Source organism: Bradyrhizobium sp. CCGB20, from assembly GCF_024199855.1.
Taxonomy (GTDB): Bacteria; Pseudomonadota; Alphaproteobacteria; order Rhizobiales; family Xanthobacteraceae; genus Bradyrhizobium.
This window is the reverse complement of the sequence record NZ_JANADN010000001.1, coordinates 7,816,217-7,833,990: the sequence shown is the minus strand read 5'-3', so window position 1 is coordinate 7,833,990 and position 17,774 is coordinate 7,816,217. Positions and strand designations below refer to the sequence as shown.

12 protein-coding genes are annotated in these 17,774 nt (G+C 64.3%); 6 read left to right on the top strand and 6 right to left on the bottom strand.

Annotation, left to right across the window (positions count from 1 at the left end; genetic code table 11):
• Positions 1 to 91: 91 nt before the first annotated feature.
• From NLM15_RS36810 to NLM15_RS36795, 4 genes are all read left to right on the top strand, one after another.
• On the top strand, positions 92 to 1,915 hold the full coding sequence (locus NLM15_RS36810; protein WP_254122855.1) for an ABC transporter permease: 1,824 nt from the start codon (positions 92 to 94) through the stop codon (positions 1,913 to 1,915).
• Positions 1,915 to 2,760 carry an ABC transporter ATP-binding protein gene (locus NLM15_RS36805; RefSeq protein ID WP_254122853.1) on the top strand — a complete coding sequence of 282 codons (846 nt, stop codon included), beginning with the start codon at positions 1,915 to 1,917 and terminating at the stop codon, positions 2,758 to 2,760. Before NLM15_RS36810 ends, NLM15_RS36805 begins: the two co-directional genes overlap by 1 nt.
• Entirely contained in the window at positions 2,757 to 3,497 is a 741-nt protein-coding gene (locus NLM15_RS36800; protein ID WP_254122851.1) for an ABC transporter ATP-binding protein, read from the top strand. Before NLM15_RS36805 ends, NLM15_RS36800 begins: the two co-directional genes overlap by 4 nt.
• Positions 3,498 to 3,638: 141 nt before the next feature.
• Positions 3,639 to 4,676 (top strand): HoxN/HupN/NixA family nickel/cobalt transporter, encoded by a 1,038-nt coding sequence (locus tag NLM15_RS36795; RefSeq protein WP_375166952.1) that lies wholly within the window; start codon positions 3,639 to 3,641, stop codon positions 4,674 to 4,676.
• Here the strand turns inward: NLM15_RS36795 and NLM15_RS36790 are convergent.
• From NLM15_RS36790 to NLM15_RS36780, 3 genes are all read right to left on the bottom strand, one after another.
• A complete protein-coding gene (locus tag NLM15_RS36790; protein WP_254122847.1) occupies positions 4,655 to 6,169 on the bottom strand; it encodes an ATP-binding protein in 1,515 nt (504 codons plus the stop codon). The two genes, NLM15_RS36795 and NLM15_RS36790, sit on opposite strands and share 22 nt — an antisense overlap.
• 105 nt (positions 6,170 to 6,274) lie before the next feature.
• Positions 6,275 to 7,093 (bottom strand): YkgJ family cysteine cluster protein, encoded by an 819-nt coding sequence (locus NLM15_RS36785; RefSeq protein WP_254122845.1) that lies wholly within the window; start codon positions 7,091 to 7,093, stop codon positions 6,275 to 6,277.
• A 561-nt stretch (positions 7,094 to 7,654) separates the two neighbouring features.
• Entirely contained in the window at positions 7,655 to 8,719 is a 1,065-nt protein-coding gene (locus NLM15_RS36780) for a ketopantoate reductase family protein (RefSeq protein WP_254122843.1), read from the bottom strand.
• Positions 8,720 to 9,604: 885 nt separating this feature from the next.
• Between NLM15_RS36780 and NLM15_RS36775 the strand changes: the two genes are divergently transcribed.
• A complete protein-coding gene (locus tag NLM15_RS36775; RefSeq protein ID WP_254122841.1) occupies positions 9,605 to 10,687 on the top strand; it encodes an alpha/beta hydrolase in 1,083 nt (360 codons plus the stop codon).
• 216 nt (positions 10,688 to 10,903) lie between these two features.
• Here NLM15_RS36775 and NLM15_RS36770 read toward each other — a convergent pair whose 3' ends face one another.
• On the bottom strand, positions 10,904 to 11,383 hold the full coding sequence (locus NLM15_RS36770; RefSeq protein WP_254122839.1) for a MarR family winged helix-turn-helix transcriptional regulator: 480 nt from the start codon (positions 11,381 to 11,383) through the stop codon (positions 10,904 to 10,906).
• Positions 11,384 to 11,894: 511 nt separating this feature from the next.
• On the opposite strand from NLM15_RS36770, the gene NLM15_RS36765 reads away from it, so the two are divergent.
• Complete coding sequence (locus tag NLM15_RS36765) at positions 11,895 to 13,466, top strand: porin (RefSeq protein WP_254122838.1); 1,572 nt, start codon at positions 11,895 to 11,897, stop codon at positions 13,464 to 13,466.
• A 1,381-nt stretch (positions 13,467 to 14,847) separates the two neighbouring features.
• On the opposite strand, the gene NLM15_RS36760 is transcribed toward NLM15_RS36765, so the two are convergent.
• Positions 14,848 to 15,483: a MarR family winged helix-turn-helix transcriptional regulator gene (locus NLM15_RS36760; protein WP_254122837.1), complete on the bottom strand. Its 636-nt coding sequence runs from the start codon at positions 15,481 to 15,483 to the stop codon at positions 14,848 to 14,850.
• A gap of 954 nt (positions 15,484 to 16,437) precedes the next feature.
• The gene (gene fliI, locus NLM15_RS36755; RefSeq protein WP_254122836.1) at positions 16,438 to 17,763 is read right to left on the bottom strand and encodes a flagellar protein export ATPase FliI; all 1,326 of its coding nucleotides are present in this window, start codon (positions 17,761 to 17,763) and stop codon (positions 16,438 to 16,440) included.
• Between the last annotated feature and the right edge of the window lie 11 nt (positions 17,764 to 17,774).

Below are 17,774 nucleotides of genomic sequence, written 5' to 3'. Positions count from 1 at the left end.
CGAGAAGATCATGCGCAAAAACAAACTAAAGCGCGATATCTCATCGCGCTTTAGGGCTCCGGCCGCTTTCTCCCTTGATTAGGAACGCTGCGTGTCTTCCTGGCTCGACTACACGATCAACGGGCTGATCGTCGGCAATGTCTACGCGCTCGTTGCGGTCGGGCTCGCGCTGATCTTCGGCGTCAGCCGGCTGATCAACTTCGCGCAGGGCTCGATCTATCTCGTCGGCGCCTATATCGGCTGGGTCGCAGTGGTGCAGCTGCATACGCCGCTGCCGCTCACCATCATCGTGGTCGCGGTGGCCGCGGCGATCGTCGGGCTGATCATCGAGCGGTTCGGCCTGCGTCCGCTCCAGAATTCGGTGCGCATCGCGCCGCTGCTTGCGACCATCGGCATCAGCTTCGTGCTCGACCAGCTGGTGATGCTGACCTTCTCGCCCAATCCGCGCGCGCTGCCGAGCCAGTTGCCGGACGTTCGCTTCCAGGTCGGCGGCGGCACGATCGGGCCTCTTGATCTGCTCATCGCCGGTGTCGGCCTCACCAGTGCGCTGCTATTGTTCGTGTTCCTGCGTTACAGCAAGCTCGGCTGGGCGGTGCGCGCCGCTTCGCAGGATCGCGACGCCGCGATGCAGATGGGCGTCGACGTCAACCGCGTCAATCAGGCGGTGTTCGGCATCGCGGCCGCGCTTGGCGGCGTCTCCGGCCTGCTGGTCGGCATGTACTACAACCAGATCGACACTGCGATGAGCCTGCAGGCGACGCTCAAGGGCGTTGTCGCTGAAGTCGTCGGCGGCGCCGGCAACGTGCCCGGCGCGGTGATCGGCAGCCTGCTGCTGGGACTCGTCGAAAGCTACGGCGTCGCGGTGTTCGGCACCAGCTACCGCAATCTGTTCGCGTTCCTGCTTCTCGTCATCGTGCTCGTGCTGCGTCCGAACGGGCTGTTCGCCAGCGCCCGGCAGGCACCGCCCGAGCCGCTCACCGGCACCTTCATCGCGCCGAGCCGCCCGGTGCGCATCCCGCGCTGGGCGCTGCTGATTGCGGCCGGCGTGTTCGCGATCCTGCCGTTCTTCCCGGTGTCCTTCTACGTGCTCCAGACCCTGATCAACGCCTGGCTGCTCGGCATGCTCGCGCTCAGCCTGACGCTGGTTGCCGGCACGGTGGGGCAGGTCTCGCTCGGACATGCGGCGCTGCTGGCGATCGGCGCCTACACATCCGCGCTGCTGTCGCTCAATTTTTCCGTCCCCGTCGGCCTTGCCATTATCGGCGGCGGCCTGATGAGCGCCGCGCTCGGCACGGCGCTGATCTCGCCGTCGTTCCGCCTGCGCGGGCACTATGTGTCGATCGCGACGCTCGCCATCGGCGAGATCGTGTCGCTGGTGATTTTGAACTGGGAAAGCGTCACCCGCGGTCCGATCGGCATCTCGGGCATCCCGCCGCTGTCGCTGTTCGGCTATGATTTGATCAGCCCGACCTCGATCTACTGGTTCAGCTTCGCAGTGATGGTCGTGCTGGCGCTGTTGCAGGGGCGTCTGCTCGGGTCGCATCTCGGCCGCAGCTTCCGCGCCATTCGCGACGACGACATCGCCGCGCGCGCCTATGGCCTCAGCCTGAACCGCTACAAGTCGCTGGCCTTCATCTTCGGCGGGTTCGCCGCCGGCGTCAGCGGCGGCATCGCCGCGCATCTCTACTCCTACATCAACCACGAGACCTTCAATACGCAGCAGTCGATCCTGGCTCTGACTGTCGTCATCCTCGGCGGCCTAGGCAATGTCGTCGGCGCCATTCTCGGAGCGGTCGCGCTGGTCGGCCTGCCGGAAGTCTTCCGGATCGCGGCGGAGTATCGCATCCTGATCTATGGCATCGTGCTGCTGCTGCTCGTGCGGTTCAGGCCGCAGGGCCTGCTGGGGACGATGTGATGGCGGAGCAGTCTCCCATGCTGTCGCTGCGCGGGCTGACGCGCCGTTTCGGCGGTCTCACCGCGGTGGACGCCATCGATCTCGACCTCGCCAGGGGCGAGCTCATCAGCATCATCGGCCCGAACGGCGCCGGCAAGACGACGCTGTTCAACCTCGTCACCGGGCTCGACCGGCCCGACGCCGGCGAAGTCCGCTTCGAAGGGCAGGACATCACGGGCCTGTCGCCGGAACGGCTCGCTGGCCAGGGCATCGCGCGCACGTTCCAGCTTGGCCGCGTCTTCGGAAATCTCAGCGTGATGGATAATGTCCTGATCGGCGCCCATACGCGGCTGCGCGCGGTGAAGCCGGCGGTGCCGGTGATCGGCCCGCTGCTGGAATTGGGACTGGCGCTGCTGCGCCCGGCCAGCGTCAAGGCCGAGGAGGAGCGGCTGCGCGACGAGGTGAAAGCCATCCTCGTCCGCTTCGGCGAGCGGCTGCTGCCGCGGATCGACCAGCCGGCCTACAGCCTGTCCTACGCCAACCGCCGCCGCGTCGAGATCGCACGCGCGCTCGCGCTGAAGCCGCGCCTGCTGCTGCTCGACGAGCCGACCGCCGGCATGAACCCGACCGAGACCGCGGAGATGCAGGCGCTCGTCGCCGAGCTGAAGGCCGAAGGGCTGACCATTCTCCTGATCGAGCACAAGCTGGAGATGGTGATGCGTCTCTCCGACCGCGTCATCGTCATGGACGAAGGCAAGAAGATCGCGGAAGGGCCGGGCGAAGAGGTGCGCAACGATCCCAAGGTGATCGAGGCGTATCTCGGCCACGGCCTGTCGGGGACGGCAGAGCAGGAGAGCGCGGCATGACCGACAATGTCCCCGAACCGCTGCTGACGCTGTCTGATGTCAACACGTTCTACGGCCAGGCCCAGGTCCATTTCGACCTGTCGATCACGGTCGGCCGCGGTCACATCGTCTGCCTGCTCGGCGGCAATGCCAGCGGTAAATCGACGACGATGAAGATCATTCTGGGTCTCGTGAAGCCGCGTTCGGGCGACGTGACCTTCGACGGTGCCTCGCTGCTCGGACTGACCACGCCGCAGATCGTTCGCCGCGGCATCGCCTCGGTGCCGGAGGCGCGGCGGCTGTTCGCCGACATGAGCGTGCGCGAAAACATCCTGATGGGGGCCTTCGTGCGCAACGATCGCGATGCGGTGGCGCAGGATCTCGACAAGATGCTCACCCTGTTCCCAAAACTCGGCCAGCGGCTGTCGCAGCGCGCGGGCTCGCTGTCGGGCGGCGAGCAGCAGATGGTCGCAATGGCACGCGCGTTGATGAGCCGTCCCAGGATGATCGTGATGGATGAGCCGACCATGGGATTGTCGCCGCTCTATGTCGACCGCGTGCTGGAGCTGATCCGCACCATCAACCAGGACGGCGTGTCGGTGTTCATGGTCGAGCAGAATGCGAGCCTCGCGCTCGAGATCGCGCACGAGGCCTATGTGCTCCAGACCGGCAAGATCGTGCTCTCGGGCCCGGCGCGGGCGCTGAAGGACGATCCTCGTGTGCGCGACGCCTATCTCGGCGGGTCCGAGGCGGCGTAGCCGTAATCGGACGCACCAGCGCTTCCGGGGGTGGTCAGTGTGACCATTTTGTGAAAAGATCATACCGGTGCCGCCATAGGGCGTGCGGCGGACGGAATGGTTGTCGTGACGAAATGGTCTTGGCGGGCGGTCGAGCCCGGAATGGTGCTGCTGTTCGGCGGGCTCATCGCCGCCAACATTGCCGCATGGGCCTGGGCCTTCGCGGCGTTCGGTGACCGGCCGACGGTGATGGCGACGGCGCTGCTGGCCTGGGTGTTTGGCCTGCGCCACGCCGTCGACGCCGATCACATCGCCGCCATCGACAATGTCGTGCGCAAGCTGATGCAGGCGGGCGATGCGCCGCGATCGGTCGGCCTCTACTTCGCGCTCGGCCATTCCACAATCGTCGTGGTCGCGACCGTGCTGCTGGCGCTGGGCGTGGTGAACCTTGGCGGCGACAGCCTGCTCAGGGAAATCGGTGGCTTGATCGGCACATCGGTGTCGGCGCTGTTCCTGCTCGTGATCGCGGCCATCAATCTCGTCATCTTCGCCGGCCTGTGGCGGACGTTTCGCGCGGCGCGCGAGCAGGGCGTTCACGACGCCGCAGGCCTCGACGGGCTGCTCGTCAATCGCGGATTCCTGGCGCGGCTGCTCGGCCCGATGTTTCGCCTGGTGACAAAGCCCTGGCACATGTACCCGCTTGGTTTCCTGTTCGGGCTCGGCTTCGACACCGCGACCGAGATCGGCCTGCTCAGCATCTCCGCGAGCGAAGCCGCGCGTGGCGCTTCGCTCGCCGATATCCTGGTCTTTCCCGCGTTGTTCGCATCAGGCATGGCGCTGGTCGACACGGCCGACTCGGCGCTGATGGTCAGCGCCTATCGCTGGGCCTTCGTCGATCCGCTGCGAAAGCTCTGGTACAACCTCACGATCACCGGTACCTCCGTCGCGGTCGCGCTGTTGATCGGCGGCATCGAGGCGCTTGGCCTGATCGCCGACCGCCTCGGCCTGTCCGGCGGCGTGTGGACGCTGGTCGACGGCCTCAACGAGTCGCTCGCCAATGTCGGCTTCGTCGTGATCGCGCTGTTCGCGCTCGCCTGGCTCGTCTCGGTCTTGCTCTATCGCAGGATATTTGCAGATGAGCGGCGGCGCGCGCCGGATGCGCTCTCCAGTCCGCCGGCTCAGGCCGAAGCCGCGCTCTGAACCGGCTCCGCCGGCAGGTCGTCGCCATTGGGATCGCCGGGCGCGGTGGCCCAGGCCAGCTCCACCAGCGTCACGATCCGGCGGCCGCCGCCGTCGAGCTGGACGACGATCAGGCCCTGCTCCTCCATGTAGCCGAGCAGGCGCTGGGCGCGGCGCAGCGAATGCGAGCCGTAAGCACGCGCGATCGCGGCATCGCCGGGGCAGGGCCAGCCTTCCTTCGCCGCGCGCGCGATCATCATGAACACGCCCTGCATGTCGTCGGGCAGGATCGAGGCGCGCAGCGACACGTCCTGCCAGGCGTCGTCTTCGGCGAGATCCGTGCCGAGCCCGGCGCGCGCATGCGTCAGCATGCGGCGGAATTCGTTGAGGTCGGGCACGGCCGCGCCGAGCCCCTCGATGCGGCAGCGGACCGCGAACTCCTGGTAGAGCACGCCGACCGCGCGGAAGCCCGCATCGGGCTCGGCGAGCACGGCACGCAGCGTGCGATCCACGCGCTCGCGCCGCTCGGCGAGCTCTTCGGCGCTGACCGGCGCCTCGACTACTTCGGTGCGAATCTCCGGCGTCGCGGCCGCCTTCGCGGCGCGGAGCTGTTCGAGCAAGTCGGGCGCTGGCCGGCGCTGCGGCCGGCTGGCATCGGGCGGCGGCGCGGCGAGGATCACGGCGCGCATGTCCTCGAGCGTCGCTTCCGGCAGCGGCATCAGTCGCGGCGTGGAATTGCGCGGGCTGGTGTCGGTCGCGCCGATGTTGAGACGCAGCGGACGGCGCGAGAGCGCAGGTCCCAGCGCCATGAACTGACCGCGTTCGAGATCGCGGAAGGATTCGGCCTGCCGCCGTTCCATGCCGAGCAGGTCGGCCGCGCGCGCCATGTCGATGTCGAGGAAGGTCCGGCCCATCAGGAAGTTTGAGGCTTCGGCCGCGACGTTCTTGGCAAGCTTTGCCAGGCGCTGGGTCGCGATGATGCCGGCGAGCCCACGCTTGCGGCCGCGGCACATCAGATTGGTCATCGCGCCGAGCGAAAGCTTGCGCGCCTCGTCCGAGACTTCACCGGCGACCGCCGGTGCGAACAGCTGCGCCTCGTCCACCACCACCAGCATCGGGTACCAATGGTCACGGCCGACATCGAACAGACCGCCGAGGAAAGCCGCCGCACGCCGCATCTGGTTCTCGGCGTCGAGCCCTTCGAGATTGAGCACGGTGGAGACCCGGTGCAGCCGCGCGCGCTCGCCGGCGACCTGTAGGCCGCGCTCGGTGTGGTCCTCGGCCTCGATCACCAGATGGCCGAAATGCTCGGCCAGCGTGACGAAGTCGCCTTCGGGGTCGATGATGGCCTGCTGCACCCAGGGCGCGCTCTGTTCGAGCAGCCGCCGCAGGAGATGCGACTTGCCGGAGCCCGAATTGCCCTGCACCAGGAGACGGGTCGCCAGCAGTTCCTCGAGGTCCATGGCCGCCGCGGCGCCTGCCGTGGTCTGCCCCATCTCGATCGCAACCGTCATGTCCCCGACTCAAGTCCCCATCATCAGCGGACAGGGGCTTATCAATCCGGCCGGGGCGCGTCGAGCGTTCCGGCGCGAATCATGCCGTGTTGCCCACGGCGGAGTTCAGGCGTGATTCGATTGCCGTAGAAGTGCGGGCCGGTAAGGGGCTTGCGGATCGTCGTCCTCGTTCCCGGGGATCGCGCAGGAGCCGAATTCCTGCCTGATCCGTTCGATCTCGGCGATGCGCTCGTGCAGCCGCTGCAAATGCTCTGGCGATGTCGCCCGCCAGAACCGGAAGGTGTCGGCGGTGAGCGGCAGGAACGCCGTTCCGAACAGCGTCGGATCGGGAACGATGGTGCGCCCGAGCAGCAGGAACCGGTTTTCGCCGGAGACCACGAGGGTCGCGTAGCCGCGGTTTCCGATCCGCCTGATGCCGTTCAGCGACCATTCGGCAAGCTTGCTGAAATACGGCTCCTCGCGCCAGCGATCGGGACAATCGTCATCGACGGTGACGTTGACGGCATCCTGGCTGAAATGCACCACGATGCCCGACTTCGCCGGAAACCACTCGTCGTCGAGATGGCCCTGCAGCCAGGCGCAGACGAAGGACCGGCACATCTGCGGGCGGCGCTCATAGATGCTGCATCCGGTACCCGCCTGCCAATGCTTGCAGAGCTGGTTCACCGGCTTGTCGACGCCGGCCACCTCCAGAATATCGCAGCAGGCGTTGCACGATCCGCATTGCCGGGCGGGCCGGGCCGTCTTCGGCAGGCCGGTCGCGCGGAAGCCCTGGCCGTCGCGGACCAGCAGCATCTGCTTCTCCAGCGCGTTCAACGCACGTTCGATCTTGAGACGGGACAGTCCGGTGGCGTCGATCACGCCCCTCATCGTCGTCGCGCCTGCCTCTACCGCGCGGGCGACGCTCAGCATGGCCTGATCCATTGCTTGTTTTTCTTCGCTTGTTCTTGTCTGGATCCCGAACGCAGGGACTGCAAATCAGTGTCTGGAAAAAGCCGTAAAAGACAGCTGACTTGCAAAGCTATGTTGCTCACCCCTATTCCCGAGACAAGAAGACGAGCCCGCCGCGCGTGCATGCAGCGCTTGCGCAAATGAAGGATCACGGATGAGGGGCGGGACCTCATCTGCGCGTGCGGTGGAGAGGGATTTTGTGCGCTTTGGTTCAGTTCGAGCGGAAACAACGCGTTTTCACGCCGTGCAACGCTGGGACATGACGGGCAATATGGCTTCGCTTCACGCACACGTGATATTTGCGGGCGACAGCCGGAGCGAGGTGAAGGCGACACGATCGCGTGATCAATGACCCGCGATCACTCTTGTTGAGTTTGCGTCACACTGGGAACAGTGCTGCGCGAGATGACTTCGCGTACGGCGTGGCTGACACCGGGCACGACGCTCAGCCGCCTGATCACCCCCACCGGCGCGGTCACGCTCGTTGCTGTGACCGGCCTGATCTCTTAAAGCGCTGACGTCGCTGGAAGGGCGCTACTGCGCGCCCGATCCGCCCTGCACGATCTTCTCGTTCAGCTTCAGGTCCACGGTCTCGACCGTGCGGTCGATCTCGGGATTGGGGGTGCCGAGCTGATGCGAGATCAGCTTCACCAGGAGGTCGACGCGCTCGATGAAGGGGGCGCCGCTCGCCACCGCGCGCGCGGCCGATGACGGCTTGAGCAGGCTCTCGGCGGCCTTGGCGTATTTCGCGAACGGCACCTGGTCCTGCGGATCGGCGCCGAGGCGGCGGGCGATCGCGTCGACATGGTCGTAGATCGTCTGCGAGCGCGCGAGGTCACCGTGCACGGCGTCGCGGATCGATTGCGGCTCATTCGGCGTGATGCAGCGGTAATTGCCTGTCAGCAGCATCGACCATTTCGCAAGCGGCACGAACAACGAGTCGAAAACTTTCAGCTTCACGGGCACGTCGTGGCCGTCGAGCGTGACCGCGTCGATTTCGGCTTCGAGCTCGCGCAGCACCTTGTTGTGCTTCTCGTCGGCGAAGGCCGACGCCTTGAAGTTCGTGGGCAGGCCGACATGAAGCACGTTCGCGGCTTCTTCCGGCGGACGGAAGGCCTGCGGGTCGGGCGAGCACAGCGTCACCAGGCCTGGCTCGAAGCGCTCCCACACCTGCGCATTGGTATAGGCCTCCTCGAGATCCATGTCGGCGAGCGAGGGAATCCGCTTCAGGTAGGGCAGCGGCGGCATGTTCATGATCGACAGGCACGGCAGCTTCGCCGCGGCGATCCTGACCATGAGAACGCGGACCGTGTGGTTGGTGTATTGCGGCTCCTGCATCGCAAGGCCGACCATGTCATAGCGCGAGAGGTCGACATTGGCCGGGGTCACGGCATCGAGCTTGCCGGGCAGGTCGCGCGAGAAGATCGCCCGGTGCACTGCCTCGTCACGCAGCTTGATGCGCACCTCGGTACCGTCGCGATTGATCAGCTCCGCGGTCTTGGCGCGGCAAACCAGGGTCACGTTGTGCCCTGCCATCAGCAGCTTCGTGCCCAGCAGGGAGCCGTAGGAAGCCCCGAGAATCAGGATGTTACGCGCCATATTCCGTCCCTTTGAAAATGTGTGTGATTTTTGAGCCCCGGCCGTCATCCGCGGGCGAGTTGCCGGCATCTAAAGCGAACCGCCCGAGGATGGCAACTGGGATAATGCATACAAGGAGCAAGGTGTCCGGCCGGACGGGGCGATGATCAATCGCCTATGGGACCGCTCGCCCTTTTCCCGGGTCGCGCCGCGCTCGATCTGCTACGCGGCTTTGTTGTCGCCCAAGGGAGAAACTACCCGCGAATCCGTGCTGAAGATATTCGGGTATACAGAAGCTTCGATTGTCAAATGTTTCGCTCGTCGCGGTGCGGTTCTGCGAGAGTAATATATCGTGACACGATATATTTGCGAGACGTCATAATGGCGAGACGTCGATGCTTCCTGCCGCCGCGTCCCGCCAAAGTCGATGAAGCGGCAATCGGCCGCATCCTTCACCCTTTTCGTGATTGGCGGTGCACCGGATGCAACCATAAGACTTTCACGACGAGGGCCGAGACAGTCGCGCCTCCTCTGTCATCAAGCGGAAGCTATTTTTTAGTCGTCGATCGCAACAAAAAACTACAAAACTGCGGTCGTAAAAGATGTAAGAGTGCCGGCGCCAAAAAAACGGCGTCGCATTATTGGAGCTTGGAAGTGCCTATTAAGTTGAGCCGGCCTGAACCTTCCATCGAAGGTGGCTCGCTCGGAAGACTGGCCGTTTCGCGCAGTGTCTTCGCCACGCGAAGCGAATACGGAGCGGTCATCGCCGGACGCAGGCGCGATGGACACGATCAGGCTCTCCTGTGGTCGCATCGAGCAGGAATTCAGGGCTCTGCGCTGAACGCGAAGCCGGCAGGTCCGGGCACATGTCCGCGCAATCGTTGACGGTGCCGTTCGGTGACTGACATGGAATCCGATCATTGGCCTCACGGCTCGTGCGACGGCGCCGGCCGAGGTCTGGCGCGGCTGCGGAATCGCGCGTCCGGTTTTTTCGAGAGCCTGTCCATTGCAGCACTCGCGCGTGGGGCGCAGAGGCATCTGTGGGTTTTGGACTGGTTGAGGATCGCAAACGACTATCGCACATTCGCCGAATCCGCCCGCAAAAATCGCTCCGTGCAAGTCGCACGGGAAGCGTGGCTGTGCGCGCTGACGGCGTTTGAAGTCGCGAGAAGCTTGTCTTGTCCGGGAGATACCGAGAGTGCCGGCCTCGCTGACAAGGTCGATATCAGCCTGAGGGGCTTCGAGGATGACGCCGGTCCAGCGGTCGAGCGGGTGAAGATCGATTGCTTCGGTGAGGGGGCGCTGACAGGCTTCTTTCTCCCGGTGATCCGTCACGGGCCGTCCGCACCCGCGGTCATCTGCGTCAGCGACGAGGAAATCACCCTGGGCTCGATGATGAGCAGGCTGTTGGCGGCTTCACCCCGCCGAAACATGTCGCTCCTGCTCGTCGATGCCGGCAATTCATCCGTTCGCCGCACCTTCAAGCCTGAGCATGTGCTTCAATGCTGGCTGGACTATCTTGCGGCTCGGCCGGATGTCGATGCGCAGCGGATCGCCATCTATGGCGAAGGGGCGGGCGCCACTCAAGCGTCCCGCCTCGCCCTCACTGACAGGCGGATCGCTGCGGCCGTGTGCGACGGAGGCCTTCTGACGCCGGTCATGCGTCGGGCCTCACTCCGCTGGATGACCGGCTTTGAGCAGGCCGCTCATGACGGCGCCTCGACGGGTCCGTCGCTGCCGTCGCGCCGGATGTCATGCCCGCTTCTCCTGGCCGTCGGGAGCCGCTCAATGGTATGGGAGCAGGATGCTCTCGAGCTCCAAGCCGGCTATCGGCAGGCCGGAGGCGATTGCTCGGTGGTCGTGCCCAACCGCATCCCGCATCCGCTGGGCGAGGTCGAGAACTTCATCGCTGTCGACGATTTCATTTTCGAATGGCTCGACAGCAAACTTGGCGCTGCCCGCCAGCTTGGTCCCGTGACCTACCTCTAGCCGGCGAGGCTATCGCATAGGTAGAGAAATGGAGCGGGAGGCTCGCCTGCGGCCATCCTTCGAGACGCCCGCATCTGGCGGACCCTCAGGATGAGGACGGCGTGCGCGGTCGCAATTTCCACAGGCAAAGATGCCGCATAGCCTCATCCTGGGGAGACCGCAAAGCGGTCGTCTCGAAGGGTGAGGCGCTCGCTCACTCCGCGCCTGCACCAGCGATCAGGAAACATCGATAGCCAGCAATCGCGCCGCCAGCCGGGCGTTCTTCGCGATCGTTGCGAGCGCAGCGTTCAGGTCGGCCAGGGTCTTCTCGTCGAGCTCGTTGAACATGGTCGAGTTCAAGGCGAGCCTTCGCTTGGACAGCTTTTCGATTTCCGTGGTCGCCTTTGCCGTCAGCGACATCAGAACGAAGCGCGCGTCGTCGGCTCCCGGCCGGCGCGACAGGAAGCCGGCCTTTTCCAGGCTCTTGGTCTGGTTGGTCACAAAGGCCGGGTGGACCCGCAGCTTGTTCGCAACGTCGATGCCTGCGACTCCCGGCCCCTCGTCTAATTCGGTGATCGCCATCAGGATCAGCCATTGCGGCTCGGTGATGCCCAACAGTCCGGCCCAGCTGGTGTGGATGTCCTCCAGCTGAGAGTTGATCTCGACGACATTCCAGATGAAGTCGGTAATTGCCCTGTCGAGTTTTTTCTCGATCATGCGGCCTCTCCCGTTTCCCCTAGATCATTCTTTTAATGGGATATTTGGGAGGCGTCTCGAATATCGCGCACTAACGAAAATGGCTGACGCTGCACGTCGGAAACGGCTCAATCGTTTAATGCTTGCAAAAAACAATTAATTAAATTACGTCTCATCCCACTCAGATTTCACTGCCATTGACCGTGTCAATGGACAGCAATGTGAGACCTCCAAGAAAGCCCTCGGGATGCCCCCTGAGGGCTTTTTCTTTTAAATTTCATTAGCTTGTATAGGGCTTTGGTCGGTCCTGTTGCGCATGGGCAACAACTCGTCCCGAACTTACAATTCATTAAATCAATAAATTGAGACGATTGTTTTTATAAACTATATGTGGGCCACGACGGAGGGGGGGCACCTCACTGTCGTTTCAGTCCGGACCTTCAGTGCGGATCTGAATTGAACGGAAATTGAAGAGGGTAGAGCGGCCTCCGTCGAGGAGCCGGGCCCCCTGAACCGACCTGGAGGTTTACTAATGAAGTTTACGAAGACGCTTCTTCTCGGCTCGGCTGCCGGCCTGATGGCCGCGTCCGGTGCGTTCGCCGCCGATCTTCCCGTGAAGGCCAAGGCCGTCGAATACGTGAAGATCTGCTCGCTGTACGGCGCCGGCTTCTACTACATCCCGGGCACCGACACCTGCATCAAGCTGGGTGGCTACCTGCGCGCTGAAGTCGCGCTGGGCACCAACAGCTCCTACGGCGCTGCCAACGGCTCCCCGGCCGGTGCGCACAACCGTCTGAGCAACTACTACACCATGCGCGCTCGTGAAGATCTCAACATCGACACGCGCACCGCGACCGAATACGGCGTTGTCCGTACCTTCTTCGACGGCGTGTTCTCCTGGACGACCGGCGGCTATCAGGGCACCGGCTCCGCCACGGGCGGCACCGTCTACACCGGCTCGCTCGGCCTCAACACTTCGGGTGCCACCCCGGCGCTCGTTGGTTCGTCGATCAACGGCACCGACGGCAACACCTCGGCCGGTTCGCTCGGCGTGTACTACGCCTTCATCCAGTTCGCCGGCTTCACGATGGGTAAGGCCGTGTCGCAGTTCGACGCGCCCTGGACCAACTATCCCGGCAACAACTTCGACGGTCTCGTCGGCGGCAGCGGCACCGTCACCGGTGTCACCCAGTTCACCTACACCGCTGACTTCGGTCAGGGCGTGACGGCCGCGTTCTCGGCTGAAGACGCTTCGGCCTACTATCAGGCCGGCAACGTGAACCTGACCGGCGCGACCGCGGGTGGCATGATTGGTGGCACCTACGGCACCAACGCCATCGGTGGTACCCGTTCGCCGAACCTCGTCGGTATGGTCCGTGTCGACCAGGCTTGGGGTCTCTTCCAGGCGTCGGTGGCTGCGCATGACAACCACGTTGCCTACTACGGCGCGACCGAGACGACTGGCCACCCCGACGACAAGTGGGGCTGGGCTGTTCAGCTCGCTCTGTCGATCAAGAACATCCCGACCGGTGCGGGTGACGTGATCAACATCCAGGGCGTCTACACCGACGGTGCGACTCGCTACAACTTCCAGAACTTGGCGGGCAGCTCGTATTCGATGTTCGGCAGCTCCGGCGTTGCCTACCAGAGCGTCGGCTTCGCCTATGCTCCGGACACCGTGTACATCACCGGCGGCTCGCAGGAGACGGTTAAGACCTGGGGCTTCCGCGGTGCTTACACCCACAACTGGGATCCCTACTGGAACACCGCGCTCTACGGTGCCTACGCTCAGGCTCAGTACGGCACGGTCGCCAAGACCGCGCTCTGCGGCGTCGGCGGTGCGGGCGGCGTCTTCGGTGGCCTGGCTGGCGTCACGGGTTGTAACCCGGACTTCGCCGTCGGTCAGATCGGCCTGATCACCCGCTGGACCCCGGTCAAGAACCTGACGTTCTCGGGTGACCTGAACTGGACCCACCTCGACCAGAAGTACTCGGGCACCGTCGGTTACGCCGGCGCCGGCACGACCGCCAAGCCGGCTGCTCTGTACGAGCTGAAGGATCAGGACAGCATCACCCTGCTGCTCCGCGCTCAGCGCAACTGGTAAGATCAGTCGAAACGTTTCGACGAACACCCGGCGGGAAACCGCCGGGTGTTTTTTTATTGTCCAGCCCGCATCATCGCGGCCGATCGCAGCTCCCGGGAATCACTTTCAAGCGCAACCAGACGAATGATGTCGTCCGGCAGAGCGGGACGATTCGCAGCCCGCATGAGCCAACGGGTCGCGCGAATGCGCTCCCGATGACAGGCTCCGCGTAATCGGGGACCGCTGTGGCTGGTGGCGAGATCCCGGAATGCGCTGCGCTCCATCCGGGCTACGGACCGCATCGTTGCCCGACGGGCAAAACACCCGCGCAGCCGTCAAGCCTTCGCCGCGAAAATATTCTACTTTACCGAAATTCGGAAACGACGTATGTGTCGCCCATCCCGGCTCGTCCTTGAGGGGCGATCTTGTGTCGTCACGTTTCGCGAGGCGGGTTGCGGTGGACGCGGCAGCGTCGGGCGCGAGGCCAAGGGCAGGGCGGATTGCTCTCCGTGAGCCCCAAGGCTTCGCGCTGGATGAGCGGCGCTGTGAGTTCGTCTCGCCAACATTTTTCCCGCTACGTCGACAGCGCGGGAAAACCCTGTGGCGCCAACGAACGCGCGTACGGCAAAACCGTGTGGTCCTGGCCGTCGTTGCTACGGTCAAGCCTTGGCGGATGCGGCATGCGCGTCAACCGGCGCGGTGTCCGCGACTTTCGCCGGGGTGAGGGAGGCCAGAAGGAACTCGGCTCCCGGGAGAGCACGGCATAAGCCGTCAACCCACCGCGCAGGGAAGGCCGTGTGTTGGGCTTCACCTGTATGCCGTTGTGCGGTTCTTCCTGCGCTCCATTTCGCGCAGCGGACCGCGGGTGCCAGCCGGCACCCGGCCTTCCCTGCGCCCTCTTGGCTCATGAGGGTGAGAGACCAGGCAAAGCTCGGGCGAAATGCGCCGCGAGGATGCGAAGGCGTGTCTGCAGGGCCGTAGGATGGGTAGAGCACTTGCGAAACCCATCGTGTCTCGGCGTCAATGAAAGCGTCGACAGGTTTCGCTTCGCTCTACCCATCCTACGAGTGCACGCCGAAGAACTGCGATGCCGCCCCTTGCTCCGTCATTGCGAGCGCAGCGAAGCAATCCAGAATCTCTCCGCGGAAACAGTCCGGACTACTTCGCGGAGCCTGTCATCGGGCCGCGCTTTGCGCGGACCCGTTGGCTCGCAACGACGATTTGGAGAGAGTCTGCACCATCGATCTCGTGCCCCGGACGCATGCAGCGCGTCCGGGACACGAAAGAGCCGGGGCCGCGTTTCAAAGAATCATGTGCTCGCGAAATTTTCCGCAACGCTTGCTCGGGCATACGCCCGGAAGTTGCGCGCCCCGCCGTTCGCGTCAAGCAGCGAAGTCTCGTCTCACCCCTGGCTCGCCACGCGCGGGCGGTCGAGATGCCCTTCGATCTTCGGGCGGTCGCGGGTGCGCTCGAAGCTGGTGCAGAGGAGTTCGGTCTCCTCGAGGGAAACAGGTGCGCGGTACAACCGGCACATGAACTCGGCGCTCGCACGTCCCTTGCCCGTGCCGGGACTGCGTTCGGCGAGAAACATGCAGTCGCGGCAGATGCTGGCATCGAGCCGCTGATGGGCCGCGTCGAGGTGATTGAGGATCTCGCGGAGCGAGTCGCGCAGCCTGATGCATTCGTCGGTGCCGAGAGACGTGACCGCGTTCATCACGTGATTGATCGGGTCGTGCTGGCTCAGGCACTTCGCGCCCTGTGCGGTGACGTGGAGCACGACGGATCGCTTGTCCTCGTGCGAGGGCTTTCGCACCAGGAAGGACTTGGCTTCCAGCGTCTTCACGATCTGCGATGCCGTGGCCCGGGTCGCGCCGATGAAGCCGGCCAGTGCGGACGGCGTACGCGAGAACCTGTTGGCGCGATCGAGAAAGCGCAGCGCCATCCATTCGCGATCACGCAACCCGTGCTGATTGCCCTCAAAATACCAGGCTCTGGCCGCCTGAACCAGCAGCTCGACGGCCTCGCGTGCCAACGGCATGAATTCCTACCTTGCCCCGGGTATCACGTCTGCGGCGCCCCGGAGCCGCCTTCCGTCGTTGCGCACGAGTCCTTCGCGAGAAGCCGTACCCCTCATAACGTCCAACACATGCACAGTGCCCGACTCGCGCGCGAAAGCACGGATCGCTCGGCAACCGACCTGGACAGGCGAGTGCTGCGAGATACGGCGCGAGAAGCAGTGTCGATGACGGTATGCCAATCGTGGCGTCGTCGAACGAAAGCCCGAGTTGCCGTCACAGCCGGACGATAGATCGGAATTGTTCAACCGTAGCCCCTGAAGTTCAAGTCACACGCAGACGTTTCTTATGTTCCATCGAAACGATGAATGAGCTTCTCAACAAAATCAAGTAGAGACGCTCTCGGAGACTGGATGTCGTTCGAAGCGATTGTAACGTTCAAGACATTCTCGTTCGTCAGGACACATGATGGTGATCGCAATACTCAGTGGAACAAGCCATTTGCACGCAAGTATACGACGGTTTGATTGCACAACATGTTGTTGTCTGCCGTTGATGCAAATTGATTGAAGCTTGTGCATGACGGTGACGCGCAGCAGCGCGTCATCCACAACTTGTGCGATCCGTCGGGGAATCGCCAAGGGAACTCGTAGGGATTACACGTAGCGGTTGTTGTGGCAATTACGGTGGAATCCGTCCACTGGATCGCTTTCGTCCTGGCGGCCCGATCTCCACCGAACGGCTGATGCGCCCGCGGCGCAAAACGGTAAGCGGCAACGGGTGCGCGTGCGCCGAAGGCGTAGCGGCATGCGTGATCGACTGTCGCGATCATGAGCAGGGCGGCGAGGATGGGCGCGCCGACCGCGCGCCGCCCCGCTGGAGCGTTTTCCCGCGGAGTGGATACCAATTCGCGTGAAGAAAACGCGTCAAAACAAGAATCTAGCTTCGGTTCTGATCCAATCAGAGCCGATCATGCTCTAGTCGCCCTTGAGCATGTCTCGCAGTTCGCGGAATGGATCGGCGCTTGGTCCGGCCGAGGCATCCTGGCGCATGGCGCTGTAGATTCTCGGGACCATGTCGACGGCCTGGTCGAGGCCCGAATCACGCCCCGCCTGATATCCGCCCATCAGGCGAAGGTCGCGCGTGTCCTCGTATTTGGCGATCATGGTGCGCAGCTTGCTCACCAAATCGCGCTCCTCGGGGTCCCAGACGTTGTGGGCGAGGCGGGAGACCGAGGCCAGAACGTCGACGGCTGGATAGCGCGCCTGGTCGGCGATGTGCCTGGAGAGCACGATGTGGCCGTCGAGGGTGCTTCGGATGGTGTCGGCGATCGGCTCGTTGTGATCGTCGCCATCGACCAGCACGGAGAAAATGCCGGTAATCGTGCCGGATCCCTCCTCGCCGGGACCGGCGCGCTCGAGCAGGCGGGGCAGGTCGGTGAAGACGGTCGGTGCATAACCGCGCGCCACCGCAGGCTCGCCAGCGGCGAGGGCGACCTCGCGGGCGGCATGGGCGAAACGGGTGATCGAATCGACCACCAGCAGGACCGATTCGCCCCGGTCACGGAAATATTCGGCGACCGCCATGGCGGTCTTCGGCGCCAGCCGCCGCATCATCGGGCTTTCATCTCCCGTCGATACGATGGTGACGGCGCGGCTCCGGTTGGCGCCGAGCACGTCCTCGATGAATTCGCGCACCTCGCGGCCGCGTTCGCCGACGAGCGCCAGCACGACGGTGTCGAAGCCCTGGCTGCGGGCCAGCATCGCAAGCAGCGTCGATTTGCCGACGCCGGAGCCGGCAAAGATGCCGACGCGCTGGCCGGCGCAGATCGGGGCGAACAGGTCGATGACACGCACGCCGGTGCGCAGCGGCTTGTGGACGCGCGCGCGCTTCATGGCCGAAGGCGCCTCGGCTTCCGCCGATACGGTGCGCGATCCCGGGGTGAGGGGACCTTGTCCGTCCAGCGGCGCGCCGAGCGCGTTGATGACGCGGCCCTTCCAGCTCGGATCGGGCGCGAAGGACAGAGGCGGCATCCGGTAGGCGACCGAGCCGAGGCCGCCGGCGAACTGCCGGTCGAACGGCTTGGCGATGATGCCTTCGCTGTCGATCCGTACCACCTCACCGATCTGCGGCTTGCCGCCGGTGTTGACGCCGATCAGTTCACCAAGCCTGACGAAGCGCGACAGGCCGGAGACGCGGAAATGCGTCGGCGCGATCTCGGAGATCGCGCCGCTGACGCTGGCCAGGGGAGTGCTCTGCTGAAGCTCCAGCAGCGCCCACTCGAGTTGCCGAAGAGCGTTCAAGGAAACCGTCC